We start from the raw sequence: 24344 nt of genomic DNA on the forward strand, positions 1-24344 counted from the left end.
GCCCGCGCACTACAGTGGACGCCATGACCGACCGCCGCCTCGCCGTCGCCGCGTGGGAGAGCCTCTTCCGCGCGCAGCACGAAGTGCTCCGCGAGATCAGCGATGACTTCGGCGAGGACGATCTGACGCAGGCCGAGTACGACGTGCTGCTCACCGTGGTGCGCGGCGACGACAACGCCGCCCGGCTGCGCGACGTCACCGCGAACATGCTGATCAGCCAGCCGAGTGTCTCCCGTCTCGTCGACCGGATGGTCGCGCGCGATCTCATCAGCAAGTGCACCGATCCGCACGACGGGCGGGGCGCCATCGTCCGGGCGACCGACAAGGGCGTCTCCGCGTTCCGCCGCGTCGCGACGGTCCACGGCCGCTCCATCGCCGAGCGGATGTCGGTGCTCAGCGACGCCGAGCTCGAGCAGCTCCAGCGGCTCACGAGCAAACTGCGCGGCGCCTAGGGCTCAGAGGGATCAGGGGGGCTCAGGGGGCCCAGGTGCGGCTCAGGGGGTGCGCCGCCGCAGGGTGAGGGCGGCGAGCGCGAGGCACAGTACCGCGACCCCGGCGACCACGAGCACCGGCGCCCACAGGTCCCATCCGTCGTCGCCCGCGCTCACGGCGGCGACGGCGTCGATCGCGTAGCTCAGCGGCAGCACGTCGCTGACGGCGCGCAGCACGTCGGGCATCTGATCGCGCGGCAGGAAGAGGCCGCCCAGCAGCAGCTGCGGGAAGACGAGCACGGGCATGAACTGCACGGCCTGGAACTCCGTGCGCGCGAACGCGCTGGCGAGCAGGCCGAACGCCGTCCCCATCAGGGCGTCCACCACCGCGACCACGCCGAGCTGCCAGATTTCGCCGTCCACCTCCAGCCCGCACACCACGACCGCGAAGGCGACCGTGACGACGGCCTGCACGAGCGCCACGAGCCCGAAGGCGAGCGCGTAGCCGAGGATGACGTCGGCTTTGGCGATCGGCGTCGTCATCAACCGTTCCAGCGTGCCGCCGCGACGCTCGCGCAGCGTCGTGATCGAGGTGACCAGGAACATCACGAGGAACGGGAAGACCGCCAGGATGCCGCCGCCGAACTGCGCGAAGACCCCCTCCCGGTCGGAGAAGATCCAGGCGAACAGCCCCACGAGCAGCGCCGGGGCGGCCAGCATGAGCACGATCGAGCGGGGATCGTGGCGCAGCTGGCGCAGGACGCGCACCGTCGTCGCGCCCACACGGCGCGCGTTCACGGCATCCCCCCGTCGCCCGCCGCGCGCACGAGCGCGAGGAACGCCGCGTCGGGATCGGTGGTCCCGGTCGCCGCGAGGAACCGCTCCGGCGTGGAGTGCGCCAGCACCCGCCCCTCCCGCAGCAGCACGATCTCGTCGCAGCGCAACGCCTCGTCCATCACGTGGCTCGACACGAGCAGCGTGGCACCGGCATCCGCGAGGGAACGGAAGATGCCCCACAGCGTCTCGCGCAGCAGCGGGTCCAGGCCCACGGTCGGCTCATCGAGCACGAGGAGGTCGGGCGCGCCGAGCATCGCGACCGCGAGCGAGACGCGTCCGCGCTGGCCTCCCGAAAGGGAGCCCACCAGCCGGCGCTGCTGCGGCCGCAGCCCGACGTCGTCGAGGACGCGCGAGACGTCGCCGCGCGTCGCACCGAGGACCGCCGCGAAGTACTCCAGGTTCTGGGCGACGGTGAGATCGTCGTAGACCGACGCCCCCTGACTGTCATACGCCACGCGGTGGCGCAGCGGCCGCGATCCGGCCGGCGCGCCGAGCACCGTCACCGTGCCCGCCGCGAGGCGTTGCACCCCGACGATCGCACGCATGAGCGTCGTCTTGCCGCTGCCGCTCGGCCCGAGCAGCCCCGTGATCCGCCCCGCGGCGATGTCGAGGTCGAGCCCGTCGAACACCGCGTCGCGTCCGCGCCGCACCACGAGGCCGCGGACGACCACGGCCGGGGCGGACGCTGCGGCCGGGGCGGACGACACCTCGGGAATGCTCGTCATGGGGGCATTATCCGCCTCAGGAGGCGCGCGCGGGGTTCGTGGCCTTGCCGTCCAGCCACAGCGTGTCGCTCGCATCGCTGTGGGTCGACGCGGTGCCCACGTGGGTCGACGCGATCTTCGGGCCCTTCGTGATCACGTGCACGAGAGCCATCGCATGCCCGCGGCCGAGGCCGTACTCGTCGGCGAGCCACGCGACGATCTCCCCGGCCTTCGTGCCGGGGCCGAAGCCCTTCTGCGTCGCCTGCTCCACGAACTGGCGCGGGGTGAGCCCGGTCTTGTCCTCGATGTTGTCGAGATATGCCTGAAACGACATCCGTTTCCCTTCCGGCGGTGCCTCCGCCTCGTGTTCAGCTCTACCAGCGATTGCGGACATCCTCGGCGAAGCCCTCGATGCCGTCGAAGTCGATGACCCCGCCCTCCACGGCGACGCGTCCCGACCACCGGCCGAAGCACTGGTCGGTGCGCGAGGCGACGACCCCGAGGCTGGTCGCCGACCGCTTGTCGAACGCGGGCTCGAACACCGCGTCGAGACCGCCGCCGCGCACCCGCCACGGACGCAGCGGCGTGGCGAGGTCGTAGTCCCAGGCGACGGGGACGGAGATCTTGTGCAGCACGCCGTCGACGACCACGCCGTTCTCGGTCGCCCCCGTCCCATCGGTCCAGCGCCCGCCCACCTGGATGCCGAACGTCCGGCCGTCGGCGAGCAGACCCGACCCGGCGCCCCAGTTCCACGCGACGTCGTACGGCCAGCGGCCCCGCCCGTGATCCAGGACCGCCCACGATCCGGCCGGCACGTCGTGATCGATCCCGTCGAGGGTGAGCGTGCCGGATGCCGGCAGCGCGACGTCCTTCACGGTGTACTGGAAGCGCCGGGACGACCACGGCACCACGACGGCGAGCAGGTCATGGCCGGGCGGGCGGGTCACGGTGATGTCGAACGACGCGGCGGGGATCTCCGCGTGCAGCCGCCAGAGCTGCCCGCGCTCGGCGGGCGTGATGGTCGCCGCGAGGTCGCGATGACGGGCGATCGTGATGCCCGTGCCGAGCGAGCCGGGCAGCGACACCTCGCGCGAGGGCAGGACGGTGGCGTTGCGGGACCACGTGCGTCCGGTGGCACGGTCGCGGATCCACACTTCGTGCACCGCGGCGTAGTCGAGCGACGACACGGTCAGCGACACGATGTGCGTGGGCGTGATGACGTTCCAGTACTCCCACCGCTTGTTGCGACCCCACGATCGCACGAACCGGCCGCGCCCCCGGCCGATGCCGTCGGTGTCGACGAGGGGCCTTCGGCTGAACCCGATCGCGGCCGGGTTCAGCCGGCCGTCGGGGCGCGTGAGGGAGACGGGTGCGGTGAGCTCGCGCTCGTGCGCGGCGGGGAGGTCGGGCATCGGCATCCTTGCTGACGTTCCGGGTCGGGTGCTTCGACACTAGCGCTGTCGACGCGAACCGCCCCGGTCCGAGGCGGACGCGGGGCGGTTCGGGCGGTGGCGCAGGGCGCCGACGGTCACGGCTCGACGGGCTGCGGCTCCTGTGCCGACGCGTGGGCCTGGATCGTGGGCGCGCCGCCGTCGGCGACGACCTGGACCTTGCGCGGCTTGGCCTTCTCGCTCACGGGGATCGTCACGGTGAGCACGCCGTTGCTGTAGGTCGCGGCGATGCCGTCGGTGTCGATGCCCTGGCCGAGGTTGAGCTGGCGCAGGAAGCTCGCGGTCTCGCGCTCGCGCGTGATCCACTTCACTCCCTCGCCCTCGGTGAGGGTGCGCTCGGCGCGGATCGTCAGCAGCTGGCCGTCCACGTCGATGTCGACCGAGCCCGGATCGATGCCCGGCAGGTCGGCGCTCAGCACGTAGTGGTCGCCGTCGCGGTAGAGGTCCATCGGCATCCGGCGCGGTCCGCGGCGCGTGTCGAAGAGGCCCGACGCGATGCGGTCGAGGTCACGGAACGGGTCATACGTGGCCATTGTTCTCTCCTGTTCGTGTATGGCTCTGTGAGTTCTGAAAGTTGAGCCTCATCGACTCAACTAACTTCAGATTAGCACTCACCCCAGGAGAGTGCCAACGGTTCACGCACAGCGAACGATGGTGCTGCGAGCCGGTGCTCAGCACTCCACGACGTTGACGGCGAGACCGCCCTCGCTCGTCTCCTTGTACTTCGTCGACATGTCGATGCCGGTCTGGCGCATCGTCTCCACGACGGCGTCCAGCGGCACGTAGTGGGTGCCGTCGCCGCGCAGCGCGAGACGCGCCGCCGTCACGGCGGTGGAGGCCGCGATGGCGTTGCGCTCGATGCAGGGGATCTGGACGAGCCCGCCGACGGGGTCGCAGGTGAGGCCCAGATGATGCTCCATCGCGATCTCCGCGGCGTTCTCGATCTGACGGTTCGTCCCGCCCATCACGGCCGTCAGCCCGCCGGCCGCCATCGCGCACGCCGAGCCGACCTCGGCCTGGCATCCGCCCTCCGCACCCGAGATCGACGCGTTCGCCTTGAACAGCGAGCCCAGCGCCGTCGCCGTCAGCAGAAACCGACGGATGCCGCGGCGCCGGTTCGCCTCGGCGAGCGCCTCGGCCGAGGCCACGACCGCCTCCGGCGCGGGATCGGTCTCGCCGTGCAGGCCGAGCAGCGCCGAGCCGACCAGCTCCCCGTACGGGGTGACGGCGTTCGCGGCGCCGATCCCCGAGTCGGCGAGGAAGCGCCACCAGTACATCGCGACGGCGGGCAGGATGCCGGCCGCACCGTTGGTCGGCGCCGTCACGACCCGTCCGCCCGCGGCGTTCTCCTCGTTGACGGCGAGGGCGAACGCGCCCAGCCATTCCCCGGGCAGCTCCCGCCCCGACGCGGCGACCTCCTCCAGCTGCGCCCGGATCGCTCCGGCGCGCCGCTTCACCTTGAGCATGCCGGGGAGCACGCCCTCGGCGTGCAGCCCCGCGTCGACGCACGCGGCCATCGCGTCCCAGATCGCGTCGAGGCCGGCGGCGACCTCCTCCTCTGATTGCAGCGCCTCCTCGTTGCGTCGGGCGACCTCCGCGATCGTCAGACCGTACTCGTCGCAGACGTCCAGCAGCTGCGCCGCCGTGGAGAAGGGCAGGGGCGAGGATGCCGCGGACACGGCCGCCTCCTCGCCCTCGCGGCGGATGAACCCGCCGCCGATCGAGTAATAGGTGTCCTCGCACACCGCCGCTCCCGCGGCATCCCGCGCGACCAGCGTCATCGCGTTCGGGTGACCGGGAAGGCGCGTGCGCGGCGCGAGCACGATGTCGGCGCGCGCGAACGCGACGGCGAGACGTCCGTCGAGCAGCAGGTCCGCCCCGTCCGTCCATCCCGACCACGCGCCGCGCACGAGAGCCGGATCGACCGTCTCGGGCTCGTGCCCCTGCAGCCCCGCCACGACGGCGTCGGGTGTGCCGTGACCGATGCCGGTGGCGCCGAGGGAGCCGTACAGCGCGCACTCGACCCGGACGATCCCGGCTCCCGTCGCGGCGGCGCGATCGGCCGCGCGGCGCGCGAAGTCGCGGGCCGCGCGCAGCGGACCCACCGTGTGGGAGCTCGAGGGGCCCACCCCGATGGAGAACAACTCGAACGCCGAGACGTACGCACTCACGCTCCGAGCCTACGCGCCGGTTACGCTGAGAACTCGGAGGGGGCACCATGACCGCACTGACGAGGCCGGAGGTCGACCTCCGCGCCGCGCTCGAGGCCTGCGAGGGCGCCGGACGCGTCGACGAGGGGTTCCTCTCCCGCGTCGATGCCCAGTTCCCCCGCCTGCACGAGCTCTTCACCCGTCTGTACGGCGATCGCGCCGACGGCCAGGAGCAGCTCGCGGCGACCGTGGCCGCGGCATCCGCGTCGTGGAACGCACGCCCGCTCGACCTGAAGGTGCGCGACGCGCAGCGCGAGACCGACCCCGAGTGGTTCCAGTCCGAGCGGATGCTGGGCGGCGTCTGCTACGTCGACCGCTACGCCGGCAACCTCGCCGGCATCCGCGACCAGATCCCGTACTTCCGCGAGCTGGGACTGACCTATCTGCACCTCATGCCGCTGTTCGACGCCCCCGACGGCGACAACGACGGCGGCTACGCGGTCTCGAGCTACCGGCGCGTCAACCCGAGCCTGGGCACGATGCAGCAGCTCACCGAGCTGGCGGCCGATCTGCGGCTGGCGGGCATCTCGCTCGTGCTGGACTTCATCTTCAACCACACCAGCGACGAGCACGAGTGGGCACGCAAGGCCGTCGCCGGCGACCCCGAGTACGCCGACTTCTACCTGATCTTCCCCGACCGTGAGATGCCCGACGCGTACGAGCGCACGACGCGGGAGATCTTCCCCGACGACCACCGTGGCTCGTTCGTGCCGCTGGAGGACGGCCGCTGGATCTGGTCGACGTTCTACCACTACCAGTGGGACCTCAACTACGCGAACCCCGCCGTCTTCCGGGCGATGGCGGGTGAGATGCTCTTCCTCGCGAACCAGGGCGTCGAGGTGCTGCGCATGGACGCCGTCGCCTTCATCTGGAAGCGGCTCGGCACCTCGTGCGAGTCGCTGCCCGAAGCGCACCTGCTGCTGCAGGCGTTCAACGCGGTGCTGGCGATGGCCGCTCCGGGCATGGTGTTCAAGTCGGAGGCGATCGTCCACCCCGACGAGGTCGTCAGCTACATCTCGCCCGACGAGTGCGAGCTGTCGTACAACCCGCTGCAGATGGCGCTGACGTGGGAGGCGCTGGCCACCCGCGACGGACGGCTGCTGCAGCAGGCGCTGGATCGCCGCCACGCCCTGGCGCCGGGCACGGCGTGGGTGAACTACGTGCGCAGCCACGACGACATCGGGTGGACCTTCGCCGACGAGGATGCCGCGGAGCTCGGCATCGACGGCTACGCGCACCGGCAGTTCCTCAACCGCTTCTACACCGGACGCCACGAGGGCACCTTCGCGCGCGGCGTCGCCTTCCAGGAGAACCCCGCCACGGGGGATGCCCGGGTGACCGGGACCACCGCGTCGCTCGCGGGCATCGAGGCGGGCGATCCCGGTGGCGAGGACCGGGTCATCCTCGCCCACGCCCTGGCGCTGTCGACCGGCGGCATCCCGCTGCTGTATCTCGGCGACGAGGTCGCGCAGCTCAACGACTACACCTACGCCGACGACCCGGTGCGCCACGGCGACACCCGGTGGGTGCACCGCGGCAACCGTCCCCGCGACGCGTACGCCCACCGCGGCGACGACACCACGGCCGCCGGCCGCGTCTTCCACCGCCTCACGAAGCTCATCTCCGTGCGCCGGCAGTCGCCGGAGCTCGCCGGCAACGCCCTCCTCCCCTTCCACACCCCGCACGCCGCCGTCGTCGGCTACCAACGGCCGGGCCCCGAGACGCGCATGCTGGTGCTGGCGAACGTGGGGGATGCCGAGGTCACCATCGACCCGCTGACCCTGTCGGGTTTCGAACGGACCGCGTTCGACCCGGTGCACGACGTCGAGGTCGACCTCGACGAGGGCGTCGCCCTCCGCCCCCACGGCTTCGTGTGGCTGCGGGTCCGCCCCGTCTGAGGCGTCAGCTCACGCGCCGAGCAGGCCGCCGCGCGGGCGGAACACCCCGGCGCGGGCCAGCGCGAGGTATAGCAGGCAGCCCAGGCACAGGCCGAAGGCGGCGTTGAGGAAGGCTGCGATGAACGCGGCGGCCGCCGCGATCGGCAGCGCCCACGCGACGCCGGCGACGTGCAGCACGAGCCCGACCGTCACGACGATGAAACCGACGACCTGCGCGAACCGCGGCGGACGCGGGTCTTCGAGGTCGACCGGCGGCCGCAGGCGCGGCCGGATCGCGACCCGGTACAGCGCGCCCCACGGCGCGGTGCGGGGAGCCGCGAAGCCCCACACGAACAGCAGGTCGACGACCAGCAGGAGCAGGAACGCCGGATCGGTGACGCGCTCCCCGGGCGTCGTCGCCGTCGTGGCCGTGGAGGAGCCGACGAGGGCGAGGAAGGTGCCGACCAGAAGCAGGGCGGCGGTGACGGATGCCGCGAACCGCGGGCCGCGCGGATCGATGCCGGCGGGGCGTGCGGTGGACGGGGCGGAGGAGGTGGTCACCCTCACACGGTAGGCGCGATGGCGGCGTACGGGGCCGTCGCCGTCACAGTTCTTCATGCACGAGCATCGTCATCGACGGCGTCGACGAAGAAGGCCCGCGGCATGCCGCGGGCCTTCTTCGTTACTGTCTCAACACAGTGTGCGCCCGAAGGGACTCGAACCCCTAACCTTCTGATCCGTAGTCAGATGCTCTATCCATTGAGCTACGGGCGCAGTTTCAGCACCTCGTCGAGGGCCGAGGACCAGCTTAGCCTACGCGCCGGGATGTGACGAATCGAGGCCGACGTCGAGCTCGTCCAGGCCGGGCCTCCCCGCGCCCGAGCGCTCCGCGATCTCCGCCGGCTCCACGCCGGCGGCGCGCTGCTTCTGCTGCGCGGCGACGCTGCGGCGGTGGGCGCGCAGTTTCGGCAGGTCGACGAGCCGCAGCGCCTGCATGCGGGCGTTGCGCATGCGGTCGTAGTCGGGGTCGAGGTCGGGGCGGGCGGCCTCGATGCGCAACGTCCGGTCGATGTTGCTCGCGACCTCCGCCCATGCGGCATCCCGCGCGTCGATCACGAGCTTGCGCAGCTCCTCCTCGTCGTCGGCGCGCACCCGCAGCTCGTGCGCGACGTGCAGCGACTGCTTCTGCCGCCGGCGCAGGTTGCGCACGTCGCGACTGCGATAGTCGTGCGTGCCGTCGGAGTCGGTGTGGCGCCCGCGCGCCGCGCGGCGCTCGCGCTCCGTGCGTGCCGCGTCGTCCTCGGCCTCCGCGGCGAGGGCCTCCAGCGCCGCCTTCGCCTCCGGGAGGTAACGGTCGAGGTCGAAGTCCTCGCCGTCTGCGAGGATGTGCACGAGGATGGTGTTCTTCAGGCTCAGACGCGTCGCGGCGGACGCGATGTACAGCCCCTCCGCGACGACGTCACGGGTGCGTACGCGCTTGCTGCTGGCTGCCACGGCACCCCCTCACCCTCGATCCTACGGAACCGGCTCCGCGGGGGTCGAGGCGGGCGCCGTGGGTTCCCGCCTCACGCCGGACGGGAGTAGCGGTCGCCGCTGAAACCGATGACGAAGTAGCCGATCGGCGCGATCACCCACAGCAGCACGAACGAGAAGAAGCCGCCGTGCCCGAAGCCGCGTCCGATGCGCAGCGCGACGATGATCGAGAACACGATGTTGACGAGCGGGACGATCGCGAGCAGTCCCCACCACGCGGAGAAGCCCGCGATCTTGACCTGGATGAACCAGTTCACGATGGGGATCAGGGCGAGGATGCCGGGATACCCGGCCTTGCTGAACACCTTCCACATCGCCACCGCGAGCAGCACGTAGTAGGTGAGGAAGAGCGCGAGCCCCGTCCCCTGCCCGAAGAAGGACTGCCACTGGTCGAGGGTGCCTGCGCTGGTCATCACGGCGCCATGCTAGGGCATCGCCCGCCGACGCATTCGTAAGCGCGACCGACGCGCCGCATAGAAAGCGCATAGCGAGCCCGTCTGTCATGGGAATCCGGACACACACGTCAGGAGTTCCCATGGCCCCCTTCGCCGCCGTCGCCCTCGATCTCGTCGCGATCGCCCTGCTCGCCTTCGCCGTCTACTACCCGCGCCATCGGCGCCGCGACCTCGCGGTCGCCTTCGTGGGGGTGAACGTCGGGGTGCTCGCCGTCTCGATGGTCCTCACCGACACGGCCGTGGGGGCGGGGCTCGGGCTCGGCCTGTTCGGCGTACTCTCGATCATCCGTCTGCGCTCGCGCGAGATCGAGCAGAGCGAGATGTCGTACTACCTCGCGGCGCTCGCGATCGGCCTCATCGCCGGTCTGAGCTCGTCGGTGACGTGGCTGAGCATCGGCCTGATCGCACTCGTGGTGGGCGTCATCGCGGTCGTCGACAGCCCCGCGCTGCTGCGCCGCTCGCGCGAGCAGCAGCTCGTGCTCGACCGCGCCTACATCGACGAGGCCGAGCTGCACCGGGCCGTCGCCCAGCTGCTGGGCACCCCCGCGCACCGCATCACCACCCGCAGCATCGACCTCGTCGCCGACACCACCGTCGTGGACGTGCGGTACTCGGCTCCGCGACCGGGCAGCGCACCGTCGCGGCATCCCGAGACGCTGGAGACCATCGGCACGCCGGGGCTGGGACGATGAGCCCGCTCACCGCCCTGCAGCCGCTGCAGCACCTCGACACCGTCGATCTGACCGCGCTGAACGCGGAGGCCGCACTGCAGACCCGCGTGGACAGGAAGTACCTCCTCCCCCTCCGCGCACTCCCGGAGGTGCTGGCCGCGCTCCCCGCGGGCGCCCAGGTGCTGGAGGTGGCGGGCGAGCGGTCGCTGCGCTACGCCTCCCAGTACTTCGACACCCCGGCGCTGGACAGCTACTACGGCGCCGTCCACGGCCGCCGCCGCCGTTTCAAGGTGCGCTCGCGCACCTACCTCGACTCGGGCGGATCGTTCCTCGAGGTGAAGACCCGGGGAGCGCGCGCCGCCACCGTGAAGGATCGCGTCCCCGTCGCGGTCCGCGCCGCCGACGACGTCCTCGACGACGACGCCGTCTCGTACGCGACCGACCTGCTCGCCGACGCGGGCATCCCCGACGCCGAACGGCTGGCGACGGCGCTCGTGCCGGTGCTCGTCACCCGCTACCGGCGCACGACGATCCTCCTGCCCGGCACCGACCGCCACGACCCGTCGCGGGCGACCATCGACACCGACCTCGCCTGGCTGACGCGGCTCGACGGCGACGGACGGATGCTGCGGCTGCCGGCATCCGTGGTCGTCGAGACCAAGTCGGGCCAGCGCGCGGGGGCCCTGGACCGCGCGCTGTGGCGCCACGGACACCGCCCCGCGACGGTGTCGAAGTACGGCACCGGTATGGCCGCGCTGTACCGCGACCTGCCCGCCCATCGCTGGAACCGCGTTCTCACGCGGCACTTCTCCGCCGCGACGGTCAGCACCGTCGCCGCGTGAGCCCCGCTCCTCCACTCCCCCGTCGAAAGGACGACATCATGAACGACACACCCACCGCCCGCACGCCCCGCACCCCTCGCGGCCGGCTCTGGCTGCTCGCCGCCCCCGCACTGGCGGTCAGCCTCGTGCTGGCAGGATGCGCCGCCACGGCGACGTCCTCGCCGACACCCAGCGCCACCGCGTCCGCCTCCACCGTGGAGACGGCGTCCACGCTCTCCAGCGCGATCACCGGCGCCACCGATGCCACCCAGACGGCCGCCGACGTGCTCGCCGGCAACCAGGAGACCCACGACAAGGCCGACGACGACGCGTACGACGCGGCGACGGCGACCACGATCACCCTGTCCGGATCATCCGCGACCGTCTCCGGGGAGGGCGCCGCCGTCAGCGGGGCGACCGTGCAGATCACCGCTCCCGGGACGTACGTGCTCTCCGGCTCGTACAGCGGCCAGATCGTCGTCGACTCGACGGTCGACGGACAGGTGCGCCTCGTGCTCGACGGGGCCCAGATCGCCACGACGGCGGGCGCCGCGATCGACGTTCAGGCGGCCGACGAGGCGGTCGTGATCCTCGCGGACGGCACGACGAACAGCCTCTCCGACGCGTCGAGCTACGCCGACGGGGCCCACAACGCGGCCCTCTACAGCGCCGCCGACCTCACGATCACGGGCACCGGCTCGCTGACGGTGACCGGCAACGGCAACGACGGCATCGCCTCGACGGACGGCCTGGTGATCCAGTCGGGCACCGTCGCGGTGACGGCCGTCGACGACGGCATCCGCGGCAAGGACTACGTCGTCGTCCGCGGCGGCGCCATCACGGTGTCCGCCGGCGGCGACGGCCTGAAGAGCGACAACACGGAGGATGCCGCCCGCGGCTACGTCTACCTCGCCGATGGCACCACGACGATCACGAGCGGCGACGACGGCATCGACGCCGCCACCGACGTCGTCACCACCGGCGGCACCCTGTCGATCACGGCGGGCGGCGGCTCCGGCGGCGACGCCGACGGCGGCGCGAAGGGCATCTCCGCGGGCGTCATCGCCGTGCTCGAGGGCGGGACGGTGCAGGTGGATGCCGCCGACGACGCGGTCAACACGAACGCGTACGCGCACCTCGGCGGCGCGGCCGTCACCCTCTCCTCGGGCGACGACGGCGTGCACGCCGACCTGCAGCTCGTCGTCTCGGCGGGAACGACCACGGTCGCCCGGGCGTACGAGGGATTCGAGGCGGCGCAGATCACGGTCTCGGGCGGCGACACGTCCGTGACCTCGAGCGACGACGGCCTCAACGTCTCCGAGCCGGATGCCGGCGGAGGGGCGCAGACCCTCGTGATCACCGGCGGCACGCTCCTGGTGGACGCGCAGGGCGACGGCCTGGACGTCAACTCCGGCACGCTGACGATGTCGGGCGGCACGGTCGTGGTGAACGGCCCGACCGCGAACGACAACGGCGCGCTCGACGTCGACAACGGCATGACGATCTCGGGCGGCGTCTTCCTCGCCGCCGGCTCGTCGGGCATGGCGATGGCACCGTCCGCCGACTCGGCGCAGGCCTCCGTGCAGTTCACGACGAGCGGGACCATCGCGGCCGGCACGGTCCTGTCGGTGGTGGACTCGTCGGGAACGGTGCTCGCGACCTTCACGACCACGAAGCAGACGCAGAGCCTCGTCTACTCCGACGCCGCCCTCGTCAACGGCCAGACCTACACCCTTACCTCCGGCGGCACCGCGGGCACCGCGCTGCTGGGCGGGCTCACCAGCGGCGGCAGCTCCGGCGGCACGACGGTGGGCTCGGCGGTGGCCGGCGAGCAGACGTCCTCGGAGATGGGCCCCGGCGGCGGCATGGGCGGCGGCGGCCAGCGTCCGTGACCTGACCGATAGCACGTGTCCGAGGGCCGGACAAGCCCCTCGTGGCGGCCCCGCCGGGGCGCCTACCGTGGAACGGACACTGTACGAGCTGGACGAGGGGAGTCACATCATGGGATTCATCGACGACGCGAAGACCGCCGCGGAGACGGCCGGCCGCAAGCTCAAGGAAGGCTTCGAGGACACCGTCGACCGCGTCGAGGACAAGATCGACGAGGTCAAGGCGGATGCCGAGGTCAAGAAGGCCGAGGCCGAGCGCGACTCGGTGCACAAGCGCAACGAAGTGAAGGAAGAGCTCCGCGGAGACGCGTGAGACCCGCCGCACGACGAGGGGCCCCGGAGATCTCCGGGGCCCCTCGTCGTCGTGGTGTCAGCGCGCGAACCCGGCGATCCGCCACGACGCCGCGGCGGTGGCGCCCGGCTCGATGACGACGAGTCCGGCGTCGTAGTCGTAGCGCTCGGCGTTGAAGGCATCCGGCGCGCACGTCATGGGCTCGACCGCGAGTCCGGCCCGGTTCCCCGCGGGCGCGCTGCCGTCGGCGAGCGGCGGGAGATCGGCGGTGTGGATCTGCACCCACGGGCACGCCGCATCCCAGACCATCTCGACCCCGGTGCCCGACGGGTCGGTCAGGCGCACGACCGCGGCGCCGTCGGTGCGCTGCAGACCGGTGAAGGCGTGGTCGATCTCCACGTCGCCGAGCGTGCGCTCCGCACGCCAGTCGAACCGCGGCGACCCCGTGACGTCGGCCAGCCCGATCGGCGCGAGCTGCGCGTCGGTGACCTCCAGCACCTGGCCGGCGGGCAGGTCGAGCGTCCACTCGTCGAGCCGCGCGGGGCCTGCGACGAGATAGGGGTGCGGGCCGGTGCCGAACGGCGCGGCATCCGCGCTCCGGTTCGTCGCGGCGACGGTCTGCGTGAGGCCGTCGGCGGAGAGGCGGTAGGTGGTCTCGACGTGCAACCGCCACGGGTAGCCGGCCTGCGGCACGATCTCGGTGGCGAGCGTCACCTCGTCCTCGCTCTGCGCCACGACGTCGAAGTCGAGCCAGACCGCGAGGCCGTGCAGGGCGTTGGGGCGGCCGGGATCGCTCAGCGCGAGCCGGTGCGTGTGCCCCGCGAAGGTGTACACCCCGTCGACCACGCGGTTGGGCCACGGAGCGAGGGTGGCGCCGCGGTAGGCCGGACGCACCTCGTCGGCGGCGAAGGGGACGACGAGGTCGCGCCCGTCCAGGGTGAGGGCGCGCAGCGACGCGCCGACACTGGCGATGTGCGCTTCGTACGATCCGGAACGGAGGGTGACGTCGGTGCCCGAGGCGGGGACGGACGTCGCAGACAGGTGTGCAGGTGACAGTGGCATCGTCAACATCGTAGTGTCAGGGCCGGTCGCCGATCGCGACCGGCCGGCCGGGGGTATTCGACCACTGGCTCCACGAGCCGGGATACAGCGCCGCGTCGTGGCCGGCGACCCGCAGCGCCAGCACGGCGTGCGCCGCGGTCACCCCCGAGCCGCAGTAGACCCCCACCGGCAGGCCGTCGAGATCGGCGTACGCCGCGCGCAGCGCCTCGGCCGGACGGAAGCGTCCGTCGGGGTCGAGGTTCGCGGTCGTCGGCGCGTTGCGCGCCCCCGGGATGTGCCCGGCGGCGGGATCGAGGGGCTCGACGTCGCCGCGATACCGTTCGGGGGCGCGCGCGTCGAGCAGCACGCCGTCGCGGGCGAGGGCGGCCGCGTCGTCGATGTCGAGCCGTCGGCGTCGCCCCGGGCGCACGGTCGCCGTGCCGGCCGGGCGCGTCACGACGCCGGTCTGGAGGGCGCCGCCGGAGCGCGTCCAGGCGCCGAGGCCGCCGTCGAGCACACGCGCGGCGATCCCGGCGTCGGTCAGCATCCACCAGGCGCGCGCCGCGGCGAAGGAGTTCCAGTCGTCGTAGACGACGACCTCGTCGCCGTCATCGATGCCCCACCGTCGCACGGCGCGCTGGAACGCGGCCGCGGACGGGAGCGGATGGCGCCCCTCCCCCGGATCGCCGTGGGCGGCGAGCTCGTCGTCGAGGCTGACGTACACGGCTCCCGGGAGGTGGCCGGCCGCGTAGGCGGCGCTGCCGTCGGGAGCATCGAGCCGATAGCGGATGTCAAGGAGGACGGGCGGCGTCGGCGAGGACAGCTCGACGGCGAGGGCGCTCGCGTCGACGAGGGGCGTCGGGGATGTCATGGCTCCGACGTTACGCCCGACACGCACACGGGCGGATGCCGGAGGCCCGGCATCCGCCCGCGATCAAGCGAACCGACCGTCGATCAGTTCAGGCGACGCCTCCGCAGCACGACCGCACCACCGGCGGCCATGAGCAGCAGTCCCACGAGGACGCCCGCGACGAGACCGTCGGGGGTGCCGCCCGTCGCGGGCAGGGTGGACCCGCCCGCCGTCGTCGCCGTCGGTGTCGGCGTCGGCGTGCCCGACCCGGTGCCGGGGTCGGTCCCCGCCGCGGCGAGCACGGTGATGGCAGCCGAGGCCACGACCTCGCCGTCGACCCGCACCTGGATGGTGTGGGATCCCGGCTCGAGGTCGGACGGAACGGTGACCTGTGCCGAGAAGGCGCCGTCGACGACATCCGCCTGCGCCAGCGCGCGATAGGTGCTGGCGATGCCGACCTCGACGCGGTCCACCGCGAAGTCGCTGCCGGTCACGGTGAGCGCCTCACCGGCGCGCACCTCGGTCGCGCTCAGCGCGATCGAGGGGTCCGTCTGCCCGGGCTCGTCGGACACGGGGGCGAACTCCCAGCTGTCGACCTCGAACAGGCCGTCCTCGACCTCGGCACCCTCGGGCTGCGCGAACACGAAGAACACGTCGCGCGTCCCCTCGGCACCGGTGACGGCGGCCGACACGGTCGTCCACTCGCCGGCGGTGCCCGTCACGGGGATCTCCGCGACGACCGGTCCGTCGACGTTGTCGAGACGCACCTGGATCGACGCGCCCTCCACGAGCGGCTTCACCCGCGCGGAGACCGACTTCGCACCGTCGCCGAAGGCGACCTGCGACAGCGCCGCGAAGTCACCGTCGTCGAGGCTCGACAGCGCCATGTTGCCGCTGCCGTTGTGCTCGGGGAACTCCACCGATGCCTCCGTCGTCGGCACCGTCTTCACACCGAGCTGCCACGCGAGCGTCTCGGCCTCGAACGCGCGGTACGGGTCGAAGTCCTCGATCTGCGCGACACCCTGACGCGTGCCGACGATCGGCTTGATCGTCCCGTCGGCGTTGAAGTCGAGCTTGTCGATGTGCACCGAACGGTAGCCCTGCGTCTGGCCGGGGGTGCCGAGCGCCTGCGCCCACGCCGCCCCGCGCGTCTGCGCGTGGTAGGTGAAGTAGGTCTCGCCCTTGTAGGTGAACATGTCGGAGTGGTTGTTGCCGCCGTTGCCCGCCCCGAAGAACGCGCTCTGGTTCTGGAAGGCCACGCCCGCGTACTTCGCGGACGGCAGGTCCATCGGGTCGTCGGTCATCATGTAGGCGATGCCGCCGCGCGACGGGTACTGGCCCGCAACCTCGTTGACCTGGAAGTTCGACGAGTACGAGTAGTAGTACTTGCCGTCGCGCTTGAACATCGACGAGGCCTCGAACATGCCGGGGCCGTCGATCTCGACGGGGTCGCCGTCGAGGGTGACCATGTCATCCTTCAGCTTCACGACGCGGGTCGACTTGGGGTTCTGCGGCCCCTGGACGTTGCTGCCCGATCCGATCTGCGAGTTGCCGCCGAAGTACAGGTAGGCCTGGCCGTCGTCGTCGATGAAGATCTCCGGGTCGAACAGCCACATGCCGGCGGGGAAGCCGCCGCTGTTGATGTAGTCGCGCGAGACCGTGTCGGGGATGATCTTCTTGCCGAGCGGGTCGGTCCACGGCCCGAGCGGCGAGCCGCCCACGACCACCGCGGTGCCCGTGCCGTTGTCGCAGAAGTACAGGTAGACCTTGCCGTCCTTCTCGATCGCCGCGGGCGCCCAGGAGTTGCGCGACCAGGGAGCGGCCGATCCGGCCCCGGCGATGGGAACGGCGCCGTGGTCGACCCAGTTGACCATGTCGGTCGTCGACATGACGTTCAGCGTCGTGATGGCGCCGTAGCCGTTGGACTGGGTGGGCAGACCGTTGGCGTCCTTGCTGTTCGCCTCGTACTGCTGGGTGTCATTGGTCGAGTAGATGTAGAGGCGACCGTTGTAGACGAGGTGGTGCGGGTCGGCGCCGAACTTCTGCCCGACGATCGGGTTGTGGTCGCCGACGGGCTTGGTCTGCACCTTCTCCAGCGAGGTGAACGCCGGCCCCGCGGGGGCGTCGGCCGTCTTCACCAACGACACGTCGTCGAGGAGGAAGTCCTGCAGGGCGGCAGAGCCCCAGGGCGTCTCAACGAACAGCCAGGCCATGTCGGCGTGCTTCGCCTCGGCGACGAAGTCGGCCGTGTACGTGCCCCATTCGCCCTTCGTGAAGGTCTGTCCCCGGTCGTCGCAGCCGTTGAAGTTCGACGGGCAGAACGTGAAGTTGAACCGCTGTGTGGCGGGGCCGTCGGTGTACTTGATCTTGCCCGTGAGGCGATAGGAGGCCCCCGGCTGCAGCTTTCCCGTCACGCTGGCGAAGGGACCGGACTGCGTCGCGGTGCGACCCGTGACCTTCAGCGCGTGCGCGCCGCTGGCGGCGTCGTCGCTCAGTGCGAGCGTGCCGCCCTGGACGGTGGTCCAGCCGGTGAAGCCCTCGACGAAGCGACCGTCGGGCAGGAGGTTGCCCGGCACGGCGGGACTCTCCGTGGCCGCGGCGAAGACGTTGACGGCGGGCACCGGCGTCGCCGCCGCGGCGGCGGGGGCCGCCGCGAGGGCGGAGAGCACGAGGGCTCCGATGCCGGCGAGCGCGCCGGCCCGCCGCATCATCGACCGATGCTCGGCGGCGGGCGGTTTCGTGGGTTGACTCACGTCGATGACTCCTTTGATCTGTGACTGCGGTGCGCCCATCGCAGGAGCCTGGCGTTCAGCGCGACCACGCGGTGCGAGGTGTACACTTTCGCCGTTCCGGACCGAGGCGGCATCGCCGCCCCTGCACAGTCAGGAACACTCCGACGACTCCTCGGACGGCGGGTGCACGTGAACGTGCGCGGTCGAACGTGCCGGCATGCACGATCGACCGGACCCCGTCCGGGGAGTCGTCCGGTCCGTGCGGAGACGGGTGCGCTCGGGTGAGCGACACTGCCCCCGACATCCCGTTTCAGATGGAACATTCGTGATGTTACCGCTACCACTGGCGCTCGGCAACGTTTTCGACGACCGTTTCGATGGTTATCGATAACAGACGGCGGTCGCGACTGGACGCACGCCGACCCCGGGTGCATACTTTCAGTATGACTGAAGGTGTGCGGGAACCGGCCCCCTCCCGGCGGGAATGGATGGGGCTTGCGGTGCTCGCGGCCGGCCTCGGGATGATCGTGCTCGACGGCACCATCGTCGGTGTGGCCCTGCCCGACATCATCCGGGATCTGCACCTCGACCTGACGGACGCGCAATGGGTGTCGAGCCTGTATGCCGTGCTGCTGGCCGCGCTCCTGCTGTCGACCGGCAAGCTCGCCGACCGCTTCGGGCGCAAGCTCCTGTTCCTCGTCGGCATCGTCGTCTTCGTGAGCGGCAGCGTGTGGGCGGCGGCATCCGCCACCGGGGGCGCCCTCATCGGGGCCCGAGCGGTGCAGGCCGTGGGTGCCGCGTTCATCATGCCCGCGACCCTGTCGACGGTGAACGCCGTCTTCCGCGGCCGGTACCGCGCCGCCGCCTTCGGGGTCTGGGGCGCCGTGATCTCCGGCGCCGCCGCGATCGGCCCGCTCGTCGGCGGCGCCCTCACGCAGTACGCCTCCTGGCAGTGGGTGTTCCTGGTGAACCTGCCGCTCGGGGCCCTCATCCTCGCACTCGCCGTGTGGGCGGTGCCCGAGACGCGCGGCTCCGGCTTCCGCCGCGGCGCCGACGTCGACGGGGCCCTCCTGTCGGCGATCGGTTTCGGCGCGCTCGTGTTCGCCGTGATCGAGGGACCCGACCTCGGGTGGTGGACGCCGAAAGCCGACCTCACCCTCGGCTCGTGGACCTGGCCGGCGTCCGCACCGATCTCGGTCGTGCCGATCTGCCTGGCGGTCGCGGCCGTCGCGCTGACCCTCTTCGTCTTCTGGGAGCGGCACCGCGAGCGGGTGCAGCGCGACGCCCTGCTCGATCTGCACCTGTTCTCTCTGCGCACCTTCTCCTGGGGCAACGTGACCGCGGCCATGGTCGCGGTCGGCGAGTTCGCGATCATCTTCGTGCTGCCGCTGTACCTCACGGCCGCACTCGGCCTGTCGATCATGCAGACCGGTCTCGTGCTGGCCGCCATGGCGTTCGGCGCCTTCGCCTCGGGCGCGGCGGCCCGCCACCTCGCGGCGCGCTTCGGCTCCCCCGGCACGGTGCTGATCGGCCTCGGGCTGGAGGTGGTCGGCGTCCTCGTCCTCGCCGCCCTCGCGAGCGCCACCACCCCGGGCTGGCTCATCGCCCTGCCGCTGGTCGTCTACGGCCTCGGACTCGGCCTCGCCTCGGCGCAGCTGACCGGCACCGTGCTGCGCGACGTCCCCGTGGAGATCAGCGGCCAGGGCTCGGCCACCCAGTCGACCGTACGTCAGATCGGCACGGCGCTCGGCACGGCGTTCGCCGGCGCCGCCCTGTCGATCTCGCTCGCCGTGACCCTGCCCGGCGCGCTGTCGGATGCCGGGATCACCGGCACCGCGGCCACCGAGCTCGCCGATGCGACGCGCACCTCGGCCGGCACGCTCATCTCGCAGCTGCGCGCGCAGGGCGCCTCCAGCATGCTCGGCGCGCAGACGGATGCCGCCGTGCAGGCGCTCTCGGCGGGATTCGCCGACGCGACGCGCTGGTCGCTGCTGGTGGCGTCGGCCTTCCTGCTGCTGGGCCTGGTCGGGGCCGCCCGCCTGCGCACCTTCGCCCGCCGCTAGGCTCGGGCCCATGCGTATCGCCGTGACCGGAGCATCCGGAAAGCTGGGAACCGTGGTCGTCAACGAGCTCCGGGAGGCGGGCCACGACGTCGTCGGGCTCGACGTCGTCGGCACGCGCGGCGCCGGCTTCGTGCAGGTCGACCTCACCGACTACGGCCAGACCGTCGACGCCCTCCAGGGCGTGAACGACCAGCACGACGGCCTCGACGCGGTCGTGCACCTGGCGGCGATCCCGGCGCCCGGCATCCGGTCGGACGTCGCCACGTTCCACAACAACATCGCCGTCACGTTCAACGTGCTGTGGGCGGCGATCCGCCTCGGCATCACCCGGATCGTGACGGCGTCGAGCGAGACGGTGCAGGGCCTTCCGTTCGACGTGCCGCCGCCCTACATCCCCGTCGACGAGGCCTACGCCGCCCGCCCCGAGTCGGTCTACTCGCTGGTCAAGCACCTCGAGGAGACCCTGGAGAAGGAGCTCGTGCGCTGGCACCCCGAGGTGTCGCTCACGGCGCTGCGCTTCTCGAACGTCATGGTCCCCGCCGACTACGCCGAGTTCCCGTCGTTCGACGCGGATGCCGCCCGACGCAAGTGGAACCTGTGGAGCTACATCGACGCCCGCGACGGCGCCGCCGTCATCGCGCGCGCCCTCGAGGTCGCCCCCGCCGGGTTCGACCACTTCCTCATCGCCGCCGGCGACACCGTCATGAGCCGCCCCAACGCGGAACTCGTCGCGGAGGTCTTCCCCGACGTCGAGGTGCGCGGCGAGCTCGGCGTCAACGCGTCGCTGTTCTCGACGGCGAAGGCGCAGCGCCTGCTCGGCTGGACGCCGCGCCACTCCTGGCGCGACGAGCGCTGAGGGCCGCAGATCACGAGGCGGTGACGGCGGTCTTCGCCGGCCGTCCGCGCTTGGGCCGGTCGGACGAGAGCTCCTGCGCGAGCGGCACGGAGGACGGGCCCGAGAGCCGGTCCTCGACGTGGGCGAGCCAGCGCACCTCGCTCTCGGCCGCGAAGAGCGTCGCCGACAGGGGCAACGCCGCGACCACGGATGCCGGGTCGCCGACCTCCACGGCGACATAGCGCGCCGTCAGCTCGTCGAGCCGCCCCTGCGACGCCGCGCGCTGCGCGCGCACCAGCGGGAGCACGTCGACGCCGGGCAGGGTCGCGGCCAGCGCGAGTTTCAGCGTCAGCTCGTCTCGGGCGCCCTCCACCCGCTCCACGGGGGTGTCGAACCAGTCGCGGACGGCAGCGGAACCGGCATCCGTGATGCGCCAGTAGACGTGCCCCTCGGCATCGACCTCGTCCTTGGAGACGAGTCCGTCGCGTTCGAGTCGTTCCAGCGTGTTGTAGATCTGGCCGACGTTCAGCGAGGCCGCCCCGGTGCGACGCGTGAACTCGGCGCGCAACTGGTACCCGTAGCAGGGGCCCTGATCGAGGATCGCCAACAGGCTCTGCCGTACCGACATCCGCTCCCCCGCTCCCCCGACCGCCCGATGTGCTTTCTCAGTATATGCATACGCGGAAACCACATGGCCGGCGCCGGCGTCACTCCGGCGACCGCCCCCGCACCGCGAGCGCCGCGAACGTGCCGACGGCCGCGCCGACCAGCGTGTCGACGATCCGCTCGAGAGCGAGCGGGAGCGTCTCGACCGTGCCCGTCGCCGCACCGATGAGCAGCAGCACGAGCGGGGTGATGAACACGAGCGCGAGCGCGTAGTGGCGCACCACGACCATCTCGATGGCGACCTGCAGCACGCCCAGCAGCAGGCCGAGCGCCCACACGGGCAGCGGCAGGAAGGCGAGGGCGAGGTAGAGCGCGCCGCCGACGACCGTGCCCACGGTGCGGTGGATGCCGCGCGTCGTGGCATCCCGCCGTCCCACCGGCAGTCCGACCACGGCGAGGCCGGCGCACACGATCCAGTACGAGCGCGCCGGGTCGACGACCGCGGCGGCCGCCACGCCCACGACGCCCACGACGACGGCGCGCAGCGTGAGCATGCGGGCGACGCCCGACCAGCGCGGCGGGAACAGGACGCCCAGCGGTCGCGGGCGTTCCCGTCGATAGCGCGGCAGGAGCAGCGGCGCCGCCACCACGAGGCACGCGAAGGCCCCCGATGCGGCGACGATCGCGAGGTAGGTCCACGGATCGACGACCCGCGCACCGCCGCGGACGGCGGTCACCTGGGCCGACAGCCCGAACACCAGCACGAAGAACACCGGTCCGGGAGGGCCCAGCGAGACCGCGCCCGCCAGCGCCGCGGTGACCACCGTGGTGACGAGCACTCCGCCGAGCACCGCGAGCACGCCGCCGCCGGCCGCGAGCGTGCCGGCCGCCGCGCACACCCACAGGGCGAGCGCGAGCAGCGGCGCCACCCGGGCGCGCTCCCGCGGTCGCAGCCACCCGCCGTAGATGACCGCGAACGCGCCGGTCGCCGACAGCAGGGCGAGCTCGGCGTGACCGGATGCCGCGAGCACCACGATCGGCACGGCCATCGCGAGCCCCGCCTGCACGGCCAACGGCCAGCGGCGCCCGCGCGCGGGGCCGAACGTCGCCAGGCTCCGCCCGACGTGCGCGGCCTCCGCGCGCACACGATCGCCGAAGCGGGCGGGCGGGGTGGGCGACGGCATCCCTCCATTGTCCCCCGCCGGTGCGGCCGGGTCCTCCGAAGCCCACAGCATCCGCCGAGGAGCGCTCGCTACGGTCGGAAGCATGGAAGCGAGTGCGCCGGGCCTGTCCGTGTCGACCGACGAGGGGATCGCGACGTTTTCCGCCGCGCAGCTGCGGATGATGCGGGACGAGTTCCAGCGCTTCCTGCTGGAGTACCAGTTCGGGCTCCGCGAGGTCGAGACCAAGCTCGGGATCCTCCGCGACGAGTTCCTGCTCATGCACGATTACAACCCGATCGAGCACGTCTCCAGCCGCGTCAAGAGCGCCGACAGCCTGGTCGACAAGATCACCCGCAAGGGCGTCGAGCCCAGCTTCGACGCGATCCGCGCCGCGATCACCGACATCGCCGGCATCCGGGTGACGACGAGCTTCACGAAGGACGCCTATCGCCTCTTCGACCTGCTCACCCAGCAGGACGACATCACGGTGCGCGAGGTCAAGGACTACATCGCCCAGCCCAAGACGAACGGGTACAAGAGCCTGCACGTCATCGTGGAGGTGCCGGTCTTCCTCTCGTCGGGCCGCGTCGACGTCGCCGTGGAGGTGCAGTTCCGCACGATCGCGATGGACTTCTGGGCGAGCCTGGAGCACAAGATCTACTACAAGTACGCCGGGGCGGTGCCCGACGGGCTGCTCGTGGAGCTGAAGGAGGCCGCCGAGTCGGCATCCCTCCTCGACGCCCGCATGGAACGGCTCCACGGCCAGCTGCACGGATCGCCGTCCGGGGCGATCCACGCCGTCTGAGCGCCGCATCGGATGCGGAGACGAGCAACGGATGCGGATGGCGAGCGCCCCCGCATCCGAGTCCGTTGCTGATCTCCGATTCTGCGAACGGGCTCAGTCCAGTGCGGCGCGCCAGTCCTCGAGCAGGCGCGCGGTCGTGCGGGTCTGCGACCACGGCATCTCGGGCGCCTCGGTGCGCCCCTCGCGAAGCGCCCGCACGGTCGCGTCCGCCTCGGCGGCCATCGGGCTGACGGTGGCGGTGCGGATCGGCTCGACCGTCCCGTCGGAGCGGCGCAGCACCGCCTCGGCGGTCGAGACGACGCGGCTGCCCCACACGTTCTCGATCTCCAGCTCGCCGGCGGTGCCGCGGATCACGGCCCGCCGCGGCAGGTCGGCGGTGATCGCGGTGGCGATGCGCGCCTCGAACGCGCCGAACGCGATCGTCGCGCGCGCCTGCTCGTCGACGGCGCCGACCACGCCGTCGGCCGCGACGATCACCGGTTCGGCGTCGATCCCCGCCCACGCGGCGAGGCCCACGACGAGGGATGCCGGGTAGCACCCGACATCGAGGATCGCCCCGCCCGCCGTCGCGGGATCGAACAGACGCCCGTCGTGCGCGTCGGCGGCGAAGCCGAGGGTCGAGTCCACCGAGACGAGCTCGCCCAGCGTCCCCGCGGAGACGAGCGCCCGCAGCCGCTCGGGGAACGGACCGAAGCGGTACTTGAACGCCTCCACCACCGGCAGCCCCACCCGGGCCGCGTGCGCGAGCACGGCGTCGGTCTCGGCGGCCGTCACCCCCAGGGGCTTCTCGCACAGCACCGCCTTGCCCGCGTCGAGCGCGGCGTGCGCGAGCTCGGCGTGGGTGGTGTGCACGGTGCCGATGTAGACGGCATCCACGTCGCCCCGTGCCAGCACCTCGTCGTACGTGCCCGCGACGGGCGCGCCGAACCGGTCGGCGAACTCCCGCGCCCGGATGCCGTCGCGCGCGCCGACCGCGTGGAGCACGCCGTGCTCGGCGTGCGGCAGCGCCGCCAGGAAGTCGCCCGTGATGACACCGGCGCCCAGGACCGCCCAGCGTGCTCTCTCGCTCATGCCTCCA

General features: G+C 72.1%; 24 protein-coding genes and 1 tRNA gene. 9 read left to right on the forward strand and 16 right to left on the reverse strand.

What is annotated here, in order from left to right:
• The first annotated feature begins 23 nt into the window (after positions 1–23).
• A complete protein-coding gene (locus MHO01S_RS06045) occupies positions 24–452 on the forward strand; it encodes a MarR family winged helix-turn-helix transcriptional regulator (RefSeq protein WP_060959046.1) in 429 nt (142 codons plus the stop codon).
• 42 nt (positions 453–494) lie between these two features.
• On the opposite strand, the gene MHO01S_RS06050 is transcribed toward MHO01S_RS06045, so the two are convergent.
• From MHO01S_RS06050 to MHO01S_RS06075, 6 genes are all read right to left on the reverse strand, one after another.
• Positions 495–1229 (reverse strand): ABC transporter permease, encoded by a 735-nt coding sequence (locus tag MHO01S_RS06050; protein WP_060959045.1) that lies wholly within the window; start codon positions 1227–1229, stop codon positions 495–497.
• Complete coding sequence (locus MHO01S_RS06055; RefSeq protein ID WP_060959044.1) at positions 1226–1993, reverse strand: ABC transporter ATP-binding protein; 768 nt, start codon at positions 1991–1993, stop codon at positions 1226–1228. Before MHO01S_RS06055 ends, MHO01S_RS06050 begins: the two co-directional genes overlap by 4 nt.
• A gap of 16 nt (positions 1994–2009) precedes the next feature.
• Positions 2010–2306, reverse strand: a complete 297-nt coding sequence (locus tag MHO01S_RS06060) for a DUF4287 domain-containing protein (RefSeq protein WP_060959043.1) — start codon at positions 2304–2306, stop codon at positions 2010–2012.
• 40 nt (positions 2307–2346) lie between these two features.
• Positions 2347–3384: a DUF2804 domain-containing protein gene (locus MHO01S_RS06065; RefSeq protein WP_060959042.1), complete on the reverse strand. Its 1038-nt coding sequence runs from the start codon at positions 3382–3384 to the stop codon at positions 2347–2349.
• A 116-nt stretch (positions 3385–3500) separates the two neighbouring features.
• Positions 3501–3956, reverse strand: coding sequence for an Hsp20/alpha crystallin family protein (locus tag MHO01S_RS06070; protein WP_060959041.1), 456 nt, complete (start codon positions 3954–3956; stop codon positions 3501–3503).
• A 138-nt stretch (positions 3957–4094) separates the two neighbouring features.
• Positions 4095–5594 (reverse strand): L-serine ammonia-lyase, iron-sulfur-dependent, subunit alpha, encoded by a 1500-nt coding sequence (locus MHO01S_RS06075; RefSeq protein WP_060959040.1) that lies wholly within the window; start codon positions 5592–5594, stop codon positions 4095–4097.
• A 47-nt stretch (positions 5595–5641) separates the two neighbouring features.
• Between MHO01S_RS06075 and MHO01S_RS06080 the strand changes: the two genes are divergently transcribed.
• A complete protein-coding gene (locus MHO01S_RS06080; protein ID WP_061781996.1) occupies positions 5642–7531 on the forward strand; it encodes an alpha-amylase family protein in 1890 nt (629 codons plus the stop codon).
• 9 nt (positions 7532–7540) lie between these two features.
• On the opposite strand, the gene MHO01S_RS06085 is transcribed toward MHO01S_RS06080, so the two are convergent.
• The 4 genes from MHO01S_RS06085 to MHO01S_RS06100 form a co-directional block, all read right to left on the reverse strand.
• Positions 7541–8071, reverse strand: a complete 531-nt coding sequence (locus tag MHO01S_RS06085) for a DUF4395 family protein (protein WP_060959082.1) — start codon at positions 8069–8071, stop codon at positions 7541–7543.
• A 140-nt stretch (positions 8072–8211) separates the two neighbouring features.
• Positions 8212–8284: transfer RNA gene (locus tag MHO01S_RS06090), tRNA-Arg, on the reverse strand.
• A gap of 39 nt (positions 8285–8323) precedes the next feature.
• Complete coding sequence (locus MHO01S_RS06095; protein ID WP_060959038.1) at positions 8324–9004, reverse strand: hypothetical protein; 681 nt, start codon at positions 9002–9004, stop codon at positions 8324–8326.
• Between the two features lie 71 nt (positions 9005–9075).
• Positions 9076–9456: a DUF5684 domain-containing protein gene (locus MHO01S_RS06100; protein ID WP_060959037.1), complete on the reverse strand. Its 381-nt coding sequence runs from the start codon at positions 9454–9456 to the stop codon at positions 9076–9078.
• Positions 9457–9578: 122 nt separating this feature from the next.
• Between MHO01S_RS06100 and MHO01S_RS06105 the strand changes: the two genes are divergently transcribed.
• The 4 genes from MHO01S_RS06105 to MHO01S_RS06120 all read left to right on the forward strand — a co-directional run bounded on the left by MHO01S_RS06105 (position 9579) and on the right by MHO01S_RS06120 (position 13192).
• Positions 9579–10190, forward strand: coding sequence for a DUF4956 domain-containing protein (locus MHO01S_RS06105; RefSeq protein ID WP_060959036.1), 612 nt, complete (start codon positions 9579–9581; stop codon positions 10188–10190).
• On the forward strand, positions 10187–11011 hold the full coding sequence (locus MHO01S_RS06110; protein WP_060959035.1) for a polyphosphate polymerase domain-containing protein: 825 nt from the start codon (positions 10187–10189) through the stop codon (positions 11009–11011). The genes MHO01S_RS06105 and MHO01S_RS06110 overlap by 4 nt, the downstream gene beginning before the upstream one ends.
• Positions 11012–11049: 38 nt before the next feature.
• Positions 11050–12882, forward strand: a complete 1833-nt coding sequence (locus MHO01S_RS06115) for a carbohydrate-binding domain-containing protein (RefSeq protein ID WP_082808039.1) — start codon at positions 11050–11052, stop codon at positions 12880–12882.
• Positions 12883–12949: 67 nt separating this feature from the next.
• The gene (locus MHO01S_RS06120) at positions 12950–13192 is read left to right on the forward strand and encodes a hypothetical protein (protein WP_231734974.1); all 243 of its coding nucleotides are present in this window, start codon (positions 12950–12952) and stop codon (positions 13190–13192) included.
• A 57-nt stretch (positions 13193–13249) separates the two neighbouring features.
• Here the strand turns inward: MHO01S_RS06120 and MHO01S_RS06125 are convergent, their stop codons facing one another.
• The 3 genes from MHO01S_RS06125 to MHO01S_RS06135 all read right to left on the reverse strand — a co-directional run bounded on the left by MHO01S_RS06125 (position 13250) and on the right by MHO01S_RS06135 (position 17815).
• Positions 13250–14233, reverse strand: coding sequence for an aldose 1-epimerase family protein (locus tag MHO01S_RS06125; RefSeq protein WP_060959033.1), 984 nt, complete (start codon positions 14231–14233; stop codon positions 13250–13252).
• Positions 14234–14249: 16 nt separating this feature from the next.
• Positions 14250–15083: a sulfurtransferase gene (locus MHO01S_RS06130; RefSeq protein ID WP_061781997.1), complete on the reverse strand. Its 834-nt coding sequence runs from the start codon at positions 15081–15083 to the stop codon at positions 14250–14252.
• Positions 15084–15166: 83 nt separating this feature from the next.
• Positions 15167–17815, reverse strand: coding sequence for a family 43 glycosylhydrolase (locus tag MHO01S_RS06135; protein WP_255266068.1), 2649 nt, complete (start codon positions 17813–17815; stop codon positions 15167–15169).
• Positions 17816–18237: 422 nt separating this feature from the next.
• Between MHO01S_RS06135 and MHO01S_RS06140 the strand changes: the two genes are divergently transcribed.
• Positions 18238–19857, forward strand: coding sequence for an MFS transporter (locus MHO01S_RS06140; RefSeq protein ID WP_061781998.1), 1620 nt, complete (start codon positions 18238–18240; stop codon positions 19855–19857).
• A 10-nt stretch (positions 19858–19867) separates the two neighbouring features.
• Complete coding sequence (locus tag MHO01S_RS06145) at positions 19868–20713, forward strand: NAD-dependent epimerase/dehydratase family protein (protein WP_060959030.1); 846 nt, start codon at positions 19868–19870, stop codon at positions 20711–20713.
• Positions 20714–20723: 10 nt separating this feature from the next.
• On the opposite strand, the gene MHO01S_RS06150 is transcribed toward MHO01S_RS06145, so the two are convergent.
• Both MHO01S_RS06150 and MHO01S_RS06155 read right to left on the reverse strand, forming a co-directional pair.
• Positions 20724–21320, reverse strand: a complete 597-nt coding sequence (locus MHO01S_RS06150) for a PadR family transcriptional regulator (protein WP_060959029.1) — start codon at positions 21318–21320, stop codon at positions 20724–20726.
• Positions 21321–21399: 79 nt separating this feature from the next.
• Positions 21400–22482, reverse strand: coding sequence for an FUSC family protein (locus MHO01S_RS06155; protein ID WP_061781999.1), 1083 nt, complete (start codon positions 22480–22482; stop codon positions 21400–21402).
• A gap of 82 nt (positions 22483–22564) precedes the next feature.
• Here MHO01S_RS06155 and MHO01S_RS06160 point away from each other — a divergent pair, with 82 nt between their 5' ends.
• A complete protein-coding gene (locus tag MHO01S_RS06160) occupies positions 22565–23266 on the forward strand; it encodes a GTP pyrophosphokinase (RefSeq protein WP_060959027.1) in 702 nt (233 codons plus the stop codon).
• Positions 23267–23359: 93 nt separating this feature from the next.
• Here the strand turns inward: MHO01S_RS06160 and MHO01S_RS06165 are convergent, their stop codons facing one another.
• Positions 23360–24337, reverse strand: a complete 978-nt coding sequence (locus tag MHO01S_RS06165; protein WP_061782000.1) for a Gfo/Idh/MocA family protein — start codon at positions 24335–24337, stop codon at positions 23360–23362.
• Positions 24338–24344 lie beyond the last annotated feature (7 nt).

Origin of the sequence: Microbacterium hominis NBRC 15708, assembly GCF_001592125.1 — a bacterium.
Taxonomy (GTDB): Bacteria; Actinomycetota; Actinomycetes; order Actinomycetales; family Microbacteriaceae; genus Microbacterium; species Microbacterium hominis.